Below are 16,251 nucleotides of genomic sequence, written 5' to 3' on the forward strand. Positions count from 1 at the left end.
AGAGAAACGGAGAACAACGATGGCGGCAACAACGGTGCCCAGCGCATCGACCCGTCAGGCGCCTACTGCACGGGGAGTGCTTTACGTGCACTCTTCGCCACGGGCGCTGTGTCCCCACGTCGAGTGGGCGGCAGGTCGCGCCTTGGGCCAGGCTGTGAACTTCGACTGGACCGAGCAACCCGTGCTCAAAGGGTCGCAGCGCGCCGAGTTCTACTGGGAAGGTGACCGCGGGACCGGGGCGGCGATCGCGTCAGCCCTCCGCGGCTGGGAACACCTGCGCTTTGAGGTGACCGAAGACGCCGGGCTGGGAACGGATGGCGGCCGGTGGCTGCACACTCCCGACCTGGGCATCTTCTACGCCCAGACCGACACGGCTGGCAATATCGTGGTCCCGGAGGATCGCATCCGCTACGCGATCGAGGTGGCCGGGGCGAACGCGGTTGAACTGCACCGCGAGTTGAGGCTCGCGCTGGGCCAGGCCTGGGACGATGAGCTCGAACCGTTCCGGCACGCCAGTGACCTCAACTCCGTCGTCTGGCTCCACAAAGTGGGCTGATCGCCACCCAAAACGTGCGGTCCACAACGTGGCGCCAGATGCGCTGGTCGGTGACATTCCCGAACGACGCGTACGCGAAACAGTGTGGAACGCATCAACAGGGCAGACCCCGACCGGTTCACGCCGGTCGGGGTCTTCGTGCACCCGCGCCCTCCGCTCCCGGTCGCGCTCCCGGCCGCGCTCCCCGGTCGCGCGTGCGGCCAAATGGCCGCCTGGCGCTGAGGCGAGGCGGCACTTTGCCCGCACGCGCGTGACGCGGGGAGGGGGCGCGGCGGTGAATGCGGGAGGGTCAGACGCTCCGGAACGCCACCACGGCGTTGTGGCCGCCGAAGCCGAACGAGTTGCTGATTGCCAACAGGTCACCGGTCGGCAGCGCACGGGGCGATGTGACGACGTCCAGCGGAATCTCCGGGTCCTGTTCGGTCAGGTTGATCGTCGGCGGGGCGATCCGCTCTGACAGCGCCTTGACCGTGAAGAACGCCTCGATCGCCCCGGCCCCGCCGAGCAGGTGTCCGGTGGACGCCTTGGTGGCCGACACCGGGATGCCGTCGAGCAGGTCGCCGAACACGCGGCGCAATGCGTTGTACTCGGCGATGTCGCCCACCGGCGTGCTGGTGGCGTGCGCGTTGATGTGGGAGACGTCGGAGATGGAGCCGCCCGCGTTCCGGATCGCTTCCAGCATCGCCCGGGCAGCGGCAGAACCCTCGGGGTCGGGGGCGGTGATGTGGTACGCGTCGCTGGTCACCGATCCGCCGAGCAGCTCGGCGTAGATGTGGGCGCCACGTGCCTTGGCGTGCTCTTCGGTCTCGATCACGAGCGCGGCCGCGCCTTCCCCGAGCACGAAGCCATCGCGGGTGATGTCGTACGGGCGCGACGCCGTTGCCGGGTCGTCGTTGCGCTTGGAGAGCGCCTGCATCGCGGCGAAGGACGCGATCGGCAGTGGGTGGATGGCCGCTTCCGAGCCGCCGGCGATGACGACGTCGGCGAGTCCCTGTTGGAGCCGGTCGTACGCATTGGCGATCGATTCGGTGCTCGAGGCGCACGCGGAGACAACGGTGCGGATGCCCGCGCGGGCGTGGAGGTCCATCCCGATGGCCGCAGCGGGCCCGTTCGGCATCAACATCGGCACGGTCATCGGCAGCACGCGTCGGGGACCGCGCTCGCGCAGGGTGTCCCAGGCGTCGAGCAGCGTCCAGACGCCGCCGATGCCGGTGGCCCAGTCGACGGCGAGGCGACCGGGGTCGACGCCGGGAGAACCGGCATCCGCCCAGGCCTCGCGTCCCGCGATCAACGCGAACTGGCTGGAGGGGTCGAGGCGCTTGGTCTCGTGGCGCTCCAGCACCGTGGTCGGCGAGACTCGTGCCTGGGCGGCGAACGTGACGGGCAGGTGGGTCTCTTGGACCCAGGGCTGCTCGAGGGTTGTGGCCCCTGACTCGCCCGCGAGCAGCGCAGACCAGGTGTCGGCGGCCGTGCCGCCGAGGGGGGAGGTGGCACCGATCCCGGTGATAACGATCTTCTTGGTCATAACGTCAACTCTCCGTGGAAGCGAGGTTCATGCAGGGACGGGCAGGCCGGTCGACGAGTGTCGGCGGCCTGCCCGTCCGTGGGGCTAGTTCGCGACTAGTCCTGGGCCTTGACGATGAACGCGACGGCGTCGCCGACGGTCTTGAGGTTCTTGACCTCTTCGTCGGGGATCTTCACGTCGAACTTCTCTTCTGCGTTGACGACGATGGTCATCATCGAGATGGAGTCGATGTCCAGGTCGTCGGTGAACGACTTGTCCAGCTCAACCGTGTCGGTTGCGATGCCGGTCTCGTCGTTGATGAGCTCGGCCAGGCCGGCAAGAACTTCTTCGGTGGACAATGCCATTGTTTTCTCCTTGGGGGGTGTCTCGTTTGACCGAGACTCAGTTTAGGGGGACGGCGGGTGAACTAGGGGAGTACGACGACCTGCGCGCCGAATACCAGTCCGGCTCCGAAGCCGATCTGGAGCGCGAGTCCGCCGCTGAGTTCCGGGTTCTCTTCGAGCAACCGGTGGGTGGCGAGCGGGATCGAGGCGGCCGAGGTGTTGCCGGTGGTCGCGATATCCCGCGCGATGGCAACGGATGCCGGCAGCTTGAGCTGTTTCGCGAATTCGTCGATGATGCGCATGTTGGCCTGGTGCGGGATGAAGGCGGCGAGCTGGTCGCTTGTGATTCCGGCGGCGTCGAGGGCCTGCTTGGCGACCTTGGCCATTTCCCAGACGGCCCAGCGGAAGACGGTCTGCCCCTGCTGGCGGAGGGTGGGCCACGGTGCGTCGCCGCGACGGTACTCCTGCAGGGTGTGGTCCATTGCCACGGCGTCGGCCCTGGACCCGTCGGAGCCCCAGACCGTGCTGGAGATCCCGGGGAATTCGCTCGGGCCGATCACCACGGCGCCCGCTCCGTCGCCGAGGAGGAAGGAGATGGAGCGGTCGGCGGGATCCACGACGTCGGAGAGCTTCTCGGCACCGATGACCAGTGCGAAATGGGCGACGCCCGTGCGGATCAGGGCGTCGGCCTGCGCGATCGCGTAGGTGTAGCCGGCACACGCGGCGTTCATGTCGTAGGCCGCGGCCGGGTTGGCGCCGACCCGGTCGGCGACCACGGCTGCCATCGACGGCGTCTGCTGGGTGTTGCTGATGGTGGCGATGATCACGGCGTCGATGAGCTCGGGGGCGATGCCGCTGCGCTCGATCGCTTCACGGGCGGCATCCGTTGCCAGGTCGACGGCCTGGATCTCCTGGCTGGCACGGGTGCGGGTGATGATGCCGGTTCGCTGCTGGATCCACTCGTCCGACGAGTTGATCGGCCCGACCAGATCGGAGTTGGGCACGCTGAGGTCACCGCGGGCGGCGCCGACCGACAGGATGCGGGTGTACTGCGGGCCGTGCGACTGCTGCAGGGTTGGCTTGGTCATTCGTCTCTTTCGATTACGCCGACGGGGCGGCGGCGAAATCGGACTCGATGAGTTCGATCGCGGCGTGAAGGTCATCAGGGGTCTTGATCGCGACGCTCGGCACGCCGCGGAGCGCGCGCTTGGCCAGGCCGACGAGTGCGCCAGCGGGGGCGACCTCGATGATCCCGGTGACTCCGGCGTCGGCGAAGGCTGCCATGCACAGGTCCCAGCGAACAGGCGAGGAGACCTGGCCGACCAAGAGGTCGAGGAAGCGTGCACCGGCCGTGACGGTGCCGCCGTCGCGGTTGCTCCAGATCGGCAGGTCGGGGTCTGCTGGCGTGAGCGAGGCAGCGGCCTGCGTCAGGCGCTCGACGGCGGGCGTCATATACCGGGTGTGGAATGCACCGGCGACCTGCAACGGGATGACGCGGGCTTTGGCCGGCGGGTTCGCGGCGAGGGCGGCGAGGCCATCCAGGGCCCCGGCAACCACGATCTGGCCACCGCCGTTGAAGTTGGCGGGGGAGAGGCCGAGCTGGTCGAGTTGCGCCAGGAGCTCCGACTCGTCTGCGCCGATGACGGCGCTCATCCCGGTGGCTTCCAGGCCGGCCGCTGCGGCCATGGCGCTGCCACGCTCCGTCACGAAGCGGATGGCGTCGGTGCTGCTCAGGATTCCGGCGCCGGCCGCGGCGGTGATTTCTCCGACCGAATGCCCAGCGATGCCGGCGATCTTCTCCCGCCGCCCGTCGGCGAGGAGGGCCTTCAGCGTCAGGATGCCGGCGGCGACGATCAGCGGCTGGGCGACGGCGGTGTCACGGATGGTGTCTGCGTCGCTGACGGTGCCGTGCGCGACCAGGTCGATGCCGGAGGCGTCGGAGAGTGCCTGCAGCTCACGCGCGTACTCAGGGTTCTCCAGCCAGGGGGAGAGGAACCCGGGGGTTTGCGAGCCCTGACCGGGGCAGACGACGACGATCATTGTTCTAGTTTCCCAAGGTCAGCGCGCGGGCGAGTGTGGAGGACGTACCAAGAATCAGCGGATGCCTTGTGTGGTTTCCACAGGCCGGCGTCAGGGGATCTGGGGCGGTTCGGATCGCAGCCGGCGATCACGCCCGTCATGATCGGACCCCGAAAGTCATCGGGAAACGGTAGTGGGTGGCGTATTGCGGTGTGCGGGTCGGACGCCGCTGCGCGTGGCGAACTCAGCCCGCGGAGCGGCGTTCGATGCGCGTGGCCCGGCAGCCGATCCCGCGTCAGCCAACACGGCTGCCAAACCCCGGAAGCCGCCGGCGTCACCGGCGCCGGGTGGAGCCGTCGTGATCGCTGATCGACCCGATGATCAGCGCGGATTGAAGGATGAGCGCTTCCCGCGCGCCGGTGGCGTCGTAGCCGATGACCTCGGAGACCCGTTTCAACCGGTACCGCACCGTGTTCGGGTGCACGAACAACTCCCGCGCGGTGGCCTCCAGTGACCGTCCGTTATCGAGGTAGCACCACAGGGTTGCCAGCAACTCGGTCGAGTGGGCCTGGAGGGGCCGGTACACCCGGTGGATCAGGGTGGCGCGGGCGAGTGGGTCGCCGGCGAGTGCGCGTTCCGGCAGCAAGTCGTCGGCCTGCACGGGACGCGGCGCGTTCCGCCAGGAGCGGGCGACCGCGAAACCGGCCAGCGCGGCCTTGGCGCTCTTCGACGCGTCAACCAGGTTCGGCACCTCGTGGCCGAGGACCAGGTGGCCGGGCCCGAAGCTCGGCTCCAGTTGGTTGGCGATCTCCATGAAGCTGAGCATCGACGACGCGCCGACGGTGTCTTCGGCGTCTGGGCTGATCGGATGCGCGCGGCCGATGACCAGCACCAGCCGGTTTCCCTGCACCCCGATCAGCACGTCGGCGGCCATATGCCGGGCTGAGCGGCGCAGCTGGTCGACGTCGAGCATCTTCGGTGTGGTTCCGACCAGGACGCAGACCTCACCGTGGCCGTGCCAACCCAGCGCCGCGATCCGGCTCGGCAGCTCGTCGTCATATTCCCCGGAGAGAATGGAGTCGACCACGAGTGCTTCGAGACGGGCGTCCCACAGCCCGCGGGCCTCGGCGGCCCGGGCGTAGACATCCGCTGCCCCGAACGCGATTTCGCGTGAGTAGAGCAGGATCGCCTCGCGGAGGGCCTCGCCGCCGTCCTTGACGCGCTCTTCGACGACCTCCACCACGACCCGGATCAGCTGCAGCGTTTGCTGGAGGCTTACCGAGCGGAGCAACTCCCGGGGTGCGGCGCCGAAGACGTCAGCGGCGATCCACGGCGTCGACTTCGGGTCGTCGAACCAGGAGATGAACGAGGTGATGCCGGCCTGCGCCACCATGCCGACGGCCGACCGCCGCCCCGGTGGCATTTCGCCGTACCAGGGCAGCGTGTCCTCGAGACGCTTCATAGTCGCCGTGGACAGCTCACCCGAGATCGTTCGAAGCCAGGTGAGCGTCTGCTCTTTCGTTCTCTCCGCTTTCGGAGACCGGGGCGCCGGTGCCACCTGGTGTTAGCTCTCGCCCCCGGCAGAGCCGGTGGTTCCAGCCGTCACGTCGAACAGGCGGTACTTCTCGATCGCCTGGCCGACCAGGCCCCGGTCGACCTCGCCGCGGCGGGCGAGCTGCTCAAGGGCACGCACGACCATCGACGGTCCGTCGATCTTGAAGTAGCGGCGGGCGGCGGGCCGGGTGTCTGAGAATCCGAAGTCGTCGGCGCCGAGCGTCGCGTAGTCGCCGGGCACGAACTGGCGGATCTGGTCCGGCACGGCGTGCATGTAGTCCGTGGTGGCCACGAACGGTCCCTCGGCTCCGGCGAGTTTCTGCGTCACGTACGGGGTGATGGGCTCCTCGTCTGGGTGGAGGAAGTTGTGCTCGTCCGCGGCTATGCCGTCGCGTCGGAGTTCCGCCCACGAGGTGACGGACCAGACATCCGCTGACACGCCCCAGTCGTTGGCGAGCAGCGTCTGCGCTTCCAGTGCCCAGGGGACGGCAACGCCGGAGGCCAGCAGCTGCGCCTTCGGCCCGCTCGTCTCGGACTTCTTGAGCAGGTAGATGCCGCGGATGATCCCGTCGACATCGACACCGTCCGGCTCGGCCGGCTGCACCATCGGCTCGTTGTACACCGTGACGTAGTACATGACATTGGGCTGCTTGTGCTCTCCGCCGTACATGCGCTCGAGCCCTGAGCGCACGATGTGCCCGATCTCATAGCCGTAAGCCGGGTCGTAGGAGACGACCGCAGGGTTGGTCGACGCGAGCAACGGCGAGTGGCCGTCGGCGTGCTGGAGGCCTTCACCGGTCAGCGTGGTGCGGCCGGCGGTCGCGCCGATCATGAAACCGCGGGCCATCTGGTCACCGGCAGCCCACATGGCGTCGCCGGTGCGCTGGAAGCCGAACATCGAGTAGAAGACGTAGATCGGGATCAGCGCTTCGCCCTGGGTGGAGTATGAGGTTCCCACATTGGTGAACGCGGCCATGGCGCCGGCCTCGTTGATGCCGACGTGCAGGATCTGGCCTTGCGGGCTCTCCTTGTAGGACAGCAGCAGTTCCCGGTCCACCGAGGTGTAGTGCTGACCGTTCGGGTTGTAGATCTTCGCGGTCGGGAAGAACGCATCGATGCCGAAGGTGCGGGCTTCGTCGGGGATGATCGGGACGACGCGGTTGCCGAAGTCCTTGGCGCGCAGCAGGTCCTTCAGCAGCCGAACGAATGCCATGGTGGTGGCGATCTCCTGGGTGCCTGAGCCCTTCTTCGAGACCGCATAGGTCGCGTCGTCGGGCAGGTTGACCTGGGTGTACTTGCTGCGGCGCTCGGGGATGTAGCCGCCGAGCGCGCGGCGGCGCTCATGCAGGTACTGGATCGCCGGGTCGGAGTCACCGGGGGTGTAGTACGGCGGCAGGTACGGGTTCTCTTCAAGCTGCGCGTCGGTGATCGGCACATGCATGCTGTCCCGGAACGTCTTCAGGTTGTCGAGGGTCATCTTCTTCATCTGGTGGGTCGCATTGCGCCCCTCGAAGCTCGGCCCCAGGCCGTAGCCCTTGACGGTCTTCGCGATGATGACGGTGGGCTGGCCCTTGTGCTCGGTGGCCGCCTTGAATGCGGCGTACACCTTGCGGTAGTCGTGCCCACCGCGCTTGAGGTTCCAGACCTGCTCGTCGGTGTAGTTCTCGACCAGCTTGAGTGCGCGCGGGTCGCGGCCGAAGAAGTTCTCGCGCACGTAGGCGCCGCTCTCCGCCTTGTAGGTCTGGTAGTCGCCATCGGGGGTGACGTTCATCAGGTTGAGCAGGGCCCCATCGGTGTCGCGGGCGAGCAGGTCGTCCCACTCCCGGCCCCACACCACCTTGATGACGTTCCAGCCGGCGCCTCGGAAGAAGCTCTCCAGTTCCTGGATGATCTTGCCGTTTCCGCGCACCGGTCCGTCGAGGCGCTGCAGGTTGGCGTTGATCACGAAGGTCAGGTTGTCCAGGCCCTCGTTGGCGGCGACCTGGAGCTGGCCGCGGCTTTCCACCTCGTCCATCTCGCCGTCGCCGAGGAACGCCCACACGTGCTGGTCGCCGGCGTCCTTGATCCCGCGGTTGGTGACGTACTTGTTCAGCTGGGCCTGGTAGATCGCGTTGATCGGACCGAGGCCCATCGACACGGTCGGGAACTGCCAGAAGTCCGGCATCAGCCGCGGGTGCGGGTACGACGACAGGCCGTTCGGGGCGTGCGACTTCTCCTGGCGGAACCCGTCGAGCTGGTCCGTGCTGAGACGGCCCTCGAGGAAGGCCCTGGCGTAGGTGCCGGGGGAGGCGTGGCCCTGGATGAAGACCTGGTCGCCGCCGCTCGGGTGGTCCTGGCCGCGGAAGAAGTGGTTGAAGCCGACCTCGTAGAGGGCAGCGGATGACGCGTAGGTCGCGATGTGCCCACCGACGGCGATGCCGGGGCGCTGCGCGCGGTGCACCAGGATCGCTGCGTTCCATCGAATCCAGGCGCGGTAGCGGCGTTCGACGTCCTCGTCACCGGGGAACTCGGGTTCGTTCTCCGCAGCGATGGTGTTGATGTAGTCGGTGGTCGGAACCATCGGCACGCCGACGTGCAGCTCCTTCGAGCGCTTCAGCAGGCTGAGCATGATCTCGCGGGCACGCTGGTGGCCGTGTTCGGCGACGAGGGCGTCGAGCGATTCCGCCCATTCGGCGGTCTCCTGCGGGTCGGCGTCCGTGTATTCCATCGAGTACGGGTCCTGGTCGTTGACAGTCACACTCGACCTCTTTCTGTTTTCAGGCCATGCAGCAAGGCAGATCCTGCCTGGGTAGTCGTGCCGGGTTGGGGAGCGGGTCGGGTTGCGACCGAGCGCACCACGCCAGCCTACTGATTCTAGGTCGCCCGCGGGCACGCCCGGAAATACGCCGCGTGACCAGCGGATGCCGTCGCATCCGCTTCGCGTGACCTGGGCATTGTTGGTTGACCCAGTCGACAGGGCTAGGCTGTGTCACCGTGTTCAGCCGCGCAGCCGCGCGGTGCGGAAAGGAAGCTCCCATGGCTCTGGAAAACGACACCCAGGCACCTGATTTCGAACTCGTCAACCAGTTCGGCCAACCGATCCAACTGAGCCGGTACCGGGGCGAGAAATCGGTGGCACTGGTGTTCTTCCCACTCGCCTTCTCCGGGATCTGCAGCAACGAGCTCTGCGAACTGCGCGACAACCTGGCGTTGTTCGAGGGCAGCCAGGTCGAACTGATCGGCATCTCGGTCGATTCCAAGCACACCCTCCGGGCCTGGGGTGACCAGGAGGGCTATGGTTTCAACCTCCTCGCTGACTTCTGGCCGCATGGCGGAGTGGCCAAGGAGTACGGCGTGTTCCTGGAGGACAAGGGTTTCGCCAATCGCGCGACGTTCCTGATCGACCCGAGCGGCATCATCCGGGCCAGCTTCATCACCGCCCCCGGTGAGGCCCGCCAGATTGCCGCGTACCGGGCGGCGCTGGAGGAACTGCAGCCGGCCTAGCCGGTGGCCGAGCCTGTCGAGACTTCGCTATGATGGGTGACACCGATTCCGCCCGCGATTCAGCACGGGTCGTCGGGGCCTTTAGCTCAGTTGGTAGAGCGCCACGTTTACACCGTGGATGTCATCGGTTCGAGCCCGGTAGGGCCCACCATCGGATGTTGTCCGCCCCGTTCGCACCGTCCTAGCCGGAGTCGCGCCCGGCACGGAGGAGACGGATGGATCAGACCGAGGTCACCCTGAGCACCGCCTTCAGCATCATCGACCTGGCGGGGGTGCTGACCAACGCCATCCTCGGGGGTCTCGCCGCCCGCGCCGCCCGCCTCGACATCGTGGGCTTCATCATTCTCGCCATCCTCTCCGGGCTGGGCGGCGGCATGATCCGCGACACGTTGCTGCAGCGCGGAACGCCGGTGGCGTTGGAGGAGCCCCTCTACCTGATCGTCGCGATCGCGGGGGCTGTCATCGCATTCTTCATTCCGTTCCGGCGGCGCATGTCCCACGGCGTCCTGATCCTGCTCGACTCGTTCTCGTTGGGGTGTTGGGCCGCCGTCGGCGCCCAGAAGGCACTGGCGGCCGGTCTCGGGTGGCTGCCCGCGATTGTCCTCGGAATGATCACGGCCATCGGCGGAGGAATGGTGCGGGACGTGATGTTGATGAAGATCCCGACCGTCTTCGGCGGCAACACGCTGTACGCGACGAGTGCCTTCGTCGCGAGCGTGGCGACGGTCATCCTGAGCCTGATGGGTTTCCCGCTGATCGGATCGCTGGTCGCGATCCTCACCGGGGCGGCGGTGTCCCTGCTCGCCCGCCGCTTCGGATGGCGGCTCCCCACCGGCGACCAGTCACCGCGGATGACTCGCTGGTGGAGTGGGCTGGGGCGCAGGTTCAAACACGCACGGGGAGCGGATCACGACACGCCCTGAAAGCGGAAGCCCGCCGGGCGTCCACCGCTCAATCGCACTCGACCTGGTGCGGATCGTGGCCATGCTCGCCATCATCGCCGGCCACGTCTGGGTGACGGCACACCCGTTGCGGGAGCTGCTGTACAGCTGGCACGTGCCGGTGTTCTTCGTGCTGACCGGCTACCTGTGGAAGCAGCGGTCGTTCCGCACCGAGGTGCATCGTCGAACCAGGAGCCTCCTGGTTCCGTACCTGGCCTGGCTCGTGCTGCTCTGCTCTGGCGCGGTCGTCGCCGAGGTGATGTCCGACGACGTTCGCCCTGAACGGATTCTGAAGTCGCTGTGGGGCGGCCAGGAGGCCGCCGGCGCCCCGTTCTGGCCGATCTGGTTCGTCACGGCTCTCTTCGCCGCAGCACTGGTCTATGTGTGGCTCTCCCGCCTTCCCCTCGCGTTGCAGTGGCTGGGCGCTGGAATTCTCCTGGTCGCCGCCGTCTACGTCGAGGGACAACCCGCGCAATACCTGCCGCTGAGCCTGGGGCTCGCCTTGCCCGGCGTGGTCTTCATCGTGGTCGGGGTCACCCTGCGGCGGTTCCGGCATCGCATCACCCACCCGGTGGCGGTCGCGGTGGGGTTCCTGGGCGTCGGGTTCACGGCCGCGGGGCTCGGCCTGACCGAGCCGGTCGACTTGAAGCAGCTCGACCTCGGCACGGTGGGGTTCAGCCCGATGGTCGCGAGTCTCATCTCCGCAGGGCTGATCCTCCTCGCCCAGGGGCTCCTCGATCGCCGGGAGTGGACGGGAACGTTCGTGACGCGGGCGGCCCAAGCGTCCCTCGTCGTCCTGTTCCTGCACACCGCGATCATCGTCACGCTCGACGCCTGGGGAGTGCCGAAACCGGTGAACTTCGTGCTCACGGTGCTCCTCGCGTGGGGCGTCGGGCTGCTCCTGCTCCGGGTGCCGAGCGCCTGGGTGCTCACCGGCGTGACGCCGGAACGCATCCGCTCGGCCGGCTGAGTGCACCGGGGAGGCCGCCCGGCAGCGGCCTCCCGCCCGGCTACGGTGGTGCAGGATGATACCGATACTGATCGCCTCCCTGCTCTGGGGGACCACGGGAACCGCTGCGCACTTCCTTCCCGCGAACGTCAGCCCGCTGGCTACCGGCGCCGCCACGATGGCGATCGGCGGCGCGCTGTTGTTCGCCGTGTCCGCCCGCGGCGCCACCCGGGTGATCAACGACCCCTCCGTGCGGTGGTGGCTGACGGCGAGTGTGGCCGGTGTCGTCGTCTACCCGCTCGCGTTCTACAGCTCGATGCACCTCGCCGGCGTGGCGATCGGCACGGTCGTGTCGCTGGGGTCTGCGCCGGTGTTCGCGGCGGTCATCGAGTACCTGGCCGAGCGTCGCGCGGTCAGCCGGCGCTGGGCCCTGTGCACCCTGGTGGCCCTCGTGGGAATGGCCCTGCTGGTCGCCGGACGTCCCGGGGCAGCGGATGCGGCATCCGCTGCCCCGACCGGTGAGCTGCTCGGCCTCGTGGCCGGTTTCAGCTACGCGTTGTACACGGACGCGTCGCGGCGCGTCTTGGCCGCCGGCCACAGCTCAGGGTCGGCGATGGGGGGCTTGTTCGGGCTCGGTGCCGTGTTCCTGCTGCCGGTGCTGCTCTGGAGCGGCGCACCGCTGCTGCAGTCCGCCGGCAGTGCTGCCATCACGCTGTACCTCGCGATCGGCCCGATGTTCGTCGCCTACCTGTTGTTCGGGGCCGGGCTCCGCCGCGTGCGCACCAGCGCCGCCACCACAGCGACCCTGCTGGAGCCGCTGGTGGCCACGGTGCTGGCCATCATTGTCGTCGGCGAGCGGCTCGACCCCATCGGCTGGGCCGGCCTCGCGCTGGTGCTGCTCGGCGTCGCACTGCTGGTTTCCCCTCGCCGGGTTTCCCCTCGCGCCGGTCGGCGGGGCCGATAGGCTGGAGCGGTGTCCTACTCACTCGCTGACGTCACCGCAGTCGTCCACGAACTCTGGCCGCTCTCCGGGGCTGAGGCGTGGGATGCCCCCGGCCTGATCAGCGGTGACCCGGCAAGCCCGGTCGATTCGATCCTCCTGGCGGTGGACGCCGTGTTCGACACCGTCGAGGAGGCCGTCGAGGGAAACGCAGACCTGCTGCTGGTGCACCATCCGTTGCTGCTGCGCGGCGTGACCAGCGTCGCCGAAGACGGCTACAAGGGCGCGTTGCTGGCCCGGCTGATCCGCGCCGACTGTGCGTTGCTGGCGGCCCACACCAACGCCGACGTGGTCGCCGACGGTGTCTCCGACATCCTGGCCGCACTCCTCGGGCTGGTGGACGTGCGACCGATCACCGCGGGGGTCGCTCCCGGCACCGGGATCGGGCGTGTCGGCCGGCTCGAGGAGCCCGTTCCACTCGGTCATCTCGCTCGCAGCGTCGCCGACCTCCTGCCGCCGACCGCCTCCGGGGTGCGCGTGGCCGGCGACTACGCCGGCATGGTCGAGACCGTCGCACTGTGCGGCGGAGCGGGCGATTCGCTGCTCCGCGACCCGGCCGTGGTTGCCTCCGACGTGTACATCACCGCAGACCTCCGGCATCATCCGGTCTCCGAGGCGCGCGAGCAGGCGCGGCTGGGCGGGGGACCAGCCCTGATGGACGTGTCACACTGGGCGAGTGAATGGTTGTGGCTCGAAACGGCAGCCGTGGAGCTGCGCCGGGCGTTGCCCGGCATCCGCGTCAGTGTGAGCGACATCCGCACCGACCCGTGGGACTTCGTCGTCATGCAGTGACCGCTGCGGCGGCTCCACTTCGTTCAAACTCAATACTCGTGAAGGTCAGGAAAACGTGAAGGCATCCCCCGTAGAGCAGAAGGAGCTTCTCCGGCTCCAGGCCATCGACACCAAGGTGCAGCAGCTGGACCACCAGGCGAAGTCCCTGGCCCAGCACGCGGAGATCGCCGCCTTGAATGCCCAGGTGCACGCCGCCAGGCAGGCCATCGCCGCGCAGAGCGGTGAACGCGACGATGTGCGCACCGAACTTCGCCGCATCGAATCGGATGTCGACGTCGTCGAAAAGCGCATCGCCCGCGACACGGATCGGCTGCAGCACACGTCGTCGGTGAAAGACGTGCAGGCGTTGGAGACCGAGCTGGTTGCGCTGCGCAAACGCCTGGGCGATCTCGAGGAGATCGAACTCGCCGTGATGGAGCGTCTCGAAGAACGTGAAGCCGCGGTGGCAGAAGCGCAGGCCACGCGGGACGCGCTGCTCGTACAGGTCGGCGAAGGCGAGGTCGCCCGCGACGCACAGCTGGTCGAACTGGACCGGCTGCTCGGCGACCTGCGCCGCGACCGGGAGGCGATCGGGTCATCCGTCACGCCCGAGCTCATCGCCCTGTACGAGAAGAGGCGCGTGGCCGGTCACGGTAACGCGGCGGCGCTGCTGCGGGCCCGCACCTGCAGCGGCTGCACCATGACGCTGACCGGGAGCGACCTGGCCGTCGTGCGGGAGGCTCCCGCCGATGACGTGGTGTTCTGCCCGGATTGCGGCGCCATCCTGGTTCGCACGGAAGAGTCGGGAATCTAGCCTGTAGGCTGAACCCTCGGAATGGGTCGGCAAGACGGTCGCGTCATCCGTTGGTCCCCGTGGCCGACGGATGCCGAGGAACGTCCGGGCTCCACAGAGCAGGACGGTGGGTAACACCCACCCGGGGCAACCCGCGAGACAGTGCCACAGAAAGTAGACCGCCCCCGGCTCACGTCGGGGGTAAGGGTGAAACGGTGGTGTAAGAGACCACCAGAGGCCAGGGTGACCTGGTCGGCTCGGTAAACCTCGTCCGGAGCAAGGTCAGACAGGAAACGCCAAGGCTGCTCGCCGAGTTTCCGGGTAGACCGCTAGAGGGCTGCGGCAACGTAGTCCCGAGATAGATGGCCGTCGACGGTGCGCAGGTTTCGGCCGGCGCGCCTGGACAGAACCCGGCGTAACAGCCGGCCCATTCCCTTTCCACTCCGGTCTGCGTGCCGCAATCAGCCTCTCCTCATGTGCGCTTCATGTGCGCGACCGGGTCGGCGTCGTTCACCGTCTGGTGTTTCGTCCGCTTCTCCGCGCGCTTCTCCTTGATGGACTTGCCGGCCTTCTTATTGTGCTGCCGGTGCGGTGACTTGTCAGGCATGTCGTGCTCCCTACCTCCAGAACCGTTCTGGCCCACTGACACCAGAACCCACCTCAGAAATTACGCTCTTCCTGGCCTGAATGAAACCGTCGCCCGACGCGTTCTGGCGGCAGGATGGGTTCATGAACGCTGTCGACGCACTCAACGAGATCGCCTTCTGGCTGGAACGCGACCTCGCCCCCGTTTTCAAGGTGCAGGCTTTCAGGCGAGCGGCGGAAGTGATCGGCGACCTGGAACAGTCCGAGGTGCAGGCCAGGGCCGCTGACGGCCGGCTGAAAAGCATGAAGGGCATCGGCAATCGGACCTTCGAGGTGATCAGCGAGGCCGTCGCGGGGACGGTGCCGGCCTACCTCGAGGGGCTTCGGGAACGGGGTGCCCAGCCGCTCGCCAGCGGCGGGGAGCGGTTGCGCACCGCCCTGCGCGGCGACCTGCACAGCCACAGCGACTGGTCGGACGGCGGCTCGTCGATTGCGGCGATGGCCGACGCCGCCCACTGGCTGGGCCGTGAGTACCTTGCACTGACCGACCACTCGCCGAACCTGACCATCGCCAGCGGCCTCAGCGCCGAACGGCTCACTGAACAGCTGGAGGTGGTGGCCGGGCTGGGCGGCCGGTGGGACGGCTTCACCCTGCTTCGCGGCATCGAGGTGGATATCCTCGAGACCGGTGAACTCGACCAGACCCCGCATATGCTCGCCCAATTGGACATCGTCGTGGCCAGCGTGCATTCGAAGCTTCGCTCCGACCGCGACGTCATGACCAGACGGATGCTTGGTGGTATCGGCAACCCGTACACCAACGTGCTCGGGCACTGCACCGGCCGTTTGGTCCAGGGCTCGCGCGGAACCCGGCCGCAGTCGGAGTTCGACGCCGAGCGAGTGTTCGCGGCGTGCGCAGAGCAGGACGTCGCCGTGGAGATCAACTCCCGGCCGGAACGGCAGGACCCGCCAGACGAGCTGATCGAGTTGGCGCTGGCCGCCGGATGCCTGTTCAGCATCGACAGCGACGCGCACGCCCCAGGCCAGCTCGATTTCCTCTCCTACGGTGCGGAGCGGGCGGACAGCTGCGGCGTCCCCGCCGACAGGATCGTCACCACATGGCCGTTGGAGCGCCTCTTGGAATGGTCGAATGCCGGACGCTGAGCCCGGCGCCGGGTCGGACGGCCCAGATTTCGACGCGCTCATCGAGGGAATCCACGCCGTGATGGCCAGGGCCGTGCAGCAGCTCAGGGCGGCCGGCGCCCGCGATGAAGCGCTGGCGCGATTCGTGCCGTCGCGCCGGATCCTCTTCGTCGAGAAGCGGCCTGCGATGCATCCGCTCGGTCGGGTCTGGCGGCTCGGCGTGTTCCTGCTCGGGCCAGACGGAACCCTGTATCAGACCGGTTCGATCACCCGGGCTTCCGACCCGAAGTACCGTGGTTTCCAGTCGGTTTCGGCCGAGGTCCGCCGCGAGCATCGGGCGGCGGCGTTCCGCGGACCGTTCGCCAGGGACGAGACCGTCAACTTCGACGCGACAGTGATACGCCTGGAGGCGGGCAGCCTGGGCGCGGCCGGACCGCTGCACCTGGACGGCGGCCGGGCCCTGGTGCGCTGGAGCGCGGGAAGCGACGCGACGGTGGAATTCGAACCGTATCTGACGGAGCGGGTGAACCTGCTGGTGCGGCCGCCGGAGGGCACCTGAAGGCGCGGGGCGGCGTCAGTCGGCGTCAGTCGGCGTCACGGCGACGTCAC

The 16,251-nt window shown here is 68.1% G+C and carries 16 protein-coding genes, 1 tRNA gene and 1 other RNA gene; 11 read left to right on the forward strand and 7 right to left on the reverse strand.

Annotated features, from left to right (window positions below):
* The first annotated feature begins 19 nt into the window (after nt 1-19).
* On the forward strand, nt 20-556 hold the full coding sequence (locus AB4Y94_RS12700) for a DUF3145 domain-containing protein (RefSeq protein WP_441728197.1): 537 nt from the start codon (nt 20-22) through the stop codon (nt 554-556).
* Between the two features lie 289 nt (nt 557-845).
* On the opposite strand, the gene AB4Y94_RS12705 is transcribed toward AB4Y94_RS12700, so the two are convergent.
* The 6 genes from AB4Y94_RS12705 to aceE all read right to left on the reverse strand — a co-directional run bounded on the left by AB4Y94_RS12705 (nt 846) and on the right by aceE (nt 8,714).
* On the reverse strand, nt 846-2,081 hold the full coding sequence (locus tag AB4Y94_RS12705) for a beta-ketoacyl-[acyl-carrier-protein] synthase family protein (RefSeq protein WP_441728198.1): 1,236 nt from the start codon (nt 2,079-2,081) through the stop codon (nt 846-848).
* Nucleotides 2,082-2,176: 95 nt separating this feature from the next.
* Nucleotides 2,177-2,425, reverse strand: coding sequence for an acyl carrier protein (locus AB4Y94_RS12710; RefSeq protein WP_441728199.1), 249 nt, complete (start codon nt 2,423-2,425; stop codon nt 2,177-2,179).
* 62 nt (nt 2,426-2,487) lie between these two features.
* A complete protein-coding gene (locus AB4Y94_RS12715) occupies nt 2,488-3,492 on the reverse strand; it encodes a beta-ketoacyl-ACP synthase III (RefSeq protein ID WP_441728200.1) in 1,005 nt (334 codons plus the stop codon).
* Between the two features lie 13 nt (nt 3,493-3,505).
* Nucleotides 3,506-4,444, reverse strand: a complete 939-nt coding sequence (locus AB4Y94_RS12720) for an ACP S-malonyltransferase (RefSeq protein ID WP_441728201.1) — start codon at nt 4,442-4,444, stop codon at nt 3,506-3,508.
* A gap of 313 nt (nt 4,445-4,757) precedes the next feature.
* On the reverse strand, nt 4,758-5,885 hold the full coding sequence (locus tag AB4Y94_RS12725) for a PucR family transcriptional regulator (RefSeq protein ID WP_441728202.1): 1,128 nt from the start codon (nt 5,883-5,885) through the stop codon (nt 4,758-4,760).
* 102 nt (nt 5,886-5,987) lie between these two features.
* Nucleotides 5,988-8,714, reverse strand: coding sequence for a pyruvate dehydrogenase (acetyl-transferring), homodimeric type (gene aceE, locus AB4Y94_RS12730; RefSeq protein ID WP_441728203.1), 2,727 nt, complete (start codon nt 8,712-8,714; stop codon nt 5,988-5,990).
* Between the two features lie 278 nt (nt 8,715-8,992).
* Here aceE and AB4Y94_RS12735 point away from each other — a divergent pair, with 278 nt between their 5' ends.
* The 8 genes from AB4Y94_RS12735 (at nt 8,993) to rnpB (ending at nt 14,348) form a co-directional block, all read left to right on the forward strand.
* Entirely contained in the window at nt 8,993-9,460 is a 468-nt protein-coding gene (locus tag AB4Y94_RS12735; RefSeq protein ID WP_441728204.1) for a peroxiredoxin, read from the forward strand.
* A gap of 75 nt (nt 9,461-9,535) precedes the next feature.
* Nucleotides 9,536-9,611 (forward strand) — tRNA-Val (locus tag AB4Y94_RS12740).
* A 64-nt stretch (nt 9,612-9,675) separates the two neighbouring features.
* On the forward strand, nt 9,676-10,383 hold the full coding sequence (locus AB4Y94_RS12745) for a trimeric intracellular cation channel family protein (RefSeq protein WP_441728205.1): 708 nt from the start codon (nt 9,676-9,678) through the stop codon (nt 10,381-10,383).
* Between the two features lie 46 nt (nt 10,384-10,429).
* Nucleotides 10,430-11,371, forward strand: a complete 942-nt coding sequence (locus tag AB4Y94_RS12750; RefSeq protein WP_441728206.1) for an acyltransferase family protein — start codon at nt 10,430-10,432, stop codon at nt 11,369-11,371.
* Between the two features lie 55 nt (nt 11,372-11,426).
* Nucleotides 11,427-12,314, forward strand: coding sequence for a DMT family transporter (locus tag AB4Y94_RS12755; protein ID WP_441728207.1), 888 nt, complete (start codon nt 11,427-11,429; stop codon nt 12,312-12,314).
* 9 nt (nt 12,315-12,323) lie between these two features.
* On the forward strand, nt 12,324-13,142 hold the full coding sequence (locus tag AB4Y94_RS12760) for a Nif3-like dinuclear metal center hexameric protein (RefSeq protein WP_441728208.1): 819 nt from the start codon (nt 12,324-12,326) through the stop codon (nt 13,140-13,142).
* Between the two features lie 55 nt (nt 13,143-13,197).
* Nucleotides 13,198-13,935 (forward strand): zinc ribbon domain-containing protein, encoded by a 738-nt coding sequence (locus AB4Y94_RS12765; RefSeq protein WP_441728209.1) that lies wholly within the window; start codon nt 13,198-13,200, stop codon nt 13,933-13,935.
* 22 nt (nt 13,936-13,957) lie between these two features.
* An RNA gene (gene rnpB, locus AB4Y94_RS12770) (RNase P RNA component class A) lies at nt 13,958-14,348 on the forward strand.
* Nucleotides 14,349-14,386: 38 nt separating this feature from the next.
* Here the strand turns inward: rnpB and AB4Y94_RS12775 are convergent.
* Complete coding sequence (locus tag AB4Y94_RS12775; RefSeq protein WP_441728210.1) at nt 14,387-14,521, reverse strand: hypothetical protein; 135 nt, start codon at nt 14,519-14,521, stop codon at nt 14,387-14,389.
* Between the two features lie 122 nt (nt 14,522-14,643).
* Between AB4Y94_RS12775 and AB4Y94_RS12780 the strand changes: the two genes are divergently transcribed.
* Both AB4Y94_RS12780 and AB4Y94_RS12785 read left to right on the forward strand, forming a co-directional pair.
* Nucleotides 14,644-15,663, forward strand: a complete 1,020-nt coding sequence (locus AB4Y94_RS12780; RefSeq protein WP_441728211.1) for a PHP domain-containing protein — start codon at nt 14,644-14,646, stop codon at nt 15,661-15,663.
* The gene (locus tag AB4Y94_RS12785) at nt 15,650-16,201 is read left to right on the forward strand and encodes a hypothetical protein (protein ID WP_441728212.1); all 552 of its coding nucleotides are present in this window, start codon (nt 15,650-15,652) and stop codon (nt 16,199-16,201) included. The genes AB4Y94_RS12780 and AB4Y94_RS12785 overlap by 14 nt, the downstream gene beginning before the upstream one ends.
* Nucleotides 16,202-16,251 lie beyond the last annotated feature (50 nt).

This window comes from Glaciibacter sp. 2TAF33, assembly GCF_052114945.1.
Taxonomy (GTDB): domain Bacteria; phylum Actinomycetota; class Actinomycetes; order Actinomycetales; family Microbacteriaceae; genus Cryobacterium.

Excerpts from the sequence above, each read along its gene's own strand:
- AB4Y94_RS12705 (WP_441728198.1), bottom strand. The coding sequence starts at position 2,081 with ATGACCAAGAAGATCGTTATCACCGGGATCGGTGCCACCTCCCCCCTC.
- AB4Y94_RS12745 (WP_441728205.1), top strand. The coding sequence starts at position 9,676 with ATGGATCAGACCGAGGTCACCCTGAGCACCGCCTTCAGCATCATCGAC.
- AB4Y94_RS12700 (WP_441728197.1), top strand. The coding sequence starts at position 20 with ATGGCGGCAACAACGGTGCCCAGCGCATCGACCCGTCAGGCGCCTACT.
- AB4Y94_RS12780 (WP_441728211.1), top strand. The coding sequence starts at position 14,644 with ATGAACGCTGTCGACGCACTCAACGAGATCGCCTTCTGGCTGGAACGC.
- AB4Y94_RS12735 (WP_441728204.1), top strand. The coding sequence starts at position 8,993 with ATGGCTCTGGAAAACGACACCCAGGCACCTGATTTCGAACTCGTCAAC.
- AB4Y94_RS12710 (WP_441728199.1), bottom strand. The coding sequence starts at position 2,425 with ATGGCATTGTCCACCGAAGAAGTTCTTGCCGGCCTGGCCGAGCTCATC.
- AB4Y94_RS12775 (WP_441728210.1), bottom strand. The coding sequence starts at position 14,521 with ATGCCTGACAAGTCACCGCACCGGCAGCACAATAAGAAGGCCGGCAAG.
- AB4Y94_RS12755 (WP_441728207.1), top strand. The coding sequence starts at position 11,427 with ATGATACCGATACTGATCGCCTCCCTGCTCTGGGGGACCACGGGAACC.
- AB4Y94_RS12785 (WP_441728212.1), top strand. The coding sequence starts at position 15,650 with ATGCCGGACGCTGAGCCCGGCGCCGGGTCGGACGGCCCAGATTTCGAC.
- AB4Y94_RS12720 (WP_441728201.1), bottom strand. The coding sequence starts at position 4,444 with ATGATCGTCGTCGTCTGCCCCGGTCAGGGCTCGCAAACCCCCGGGTTC.
- AB4Y94_RS12725 (WP_441728202.1), bottom strand. The coding sequence starts at position 5,885 with ATGAAGCGTCTCGAGGACACGCTGCCCTGGTACGGCGAAATGCCACCG.
- AB4Y94_RS12715 (WP_441728200.1), bottom strand. The coding sequence starts at position 3,492 with ATGACCAAGCCAACCCTGCAGCAGTCGCACGGCCCGCAGTACACCCGC.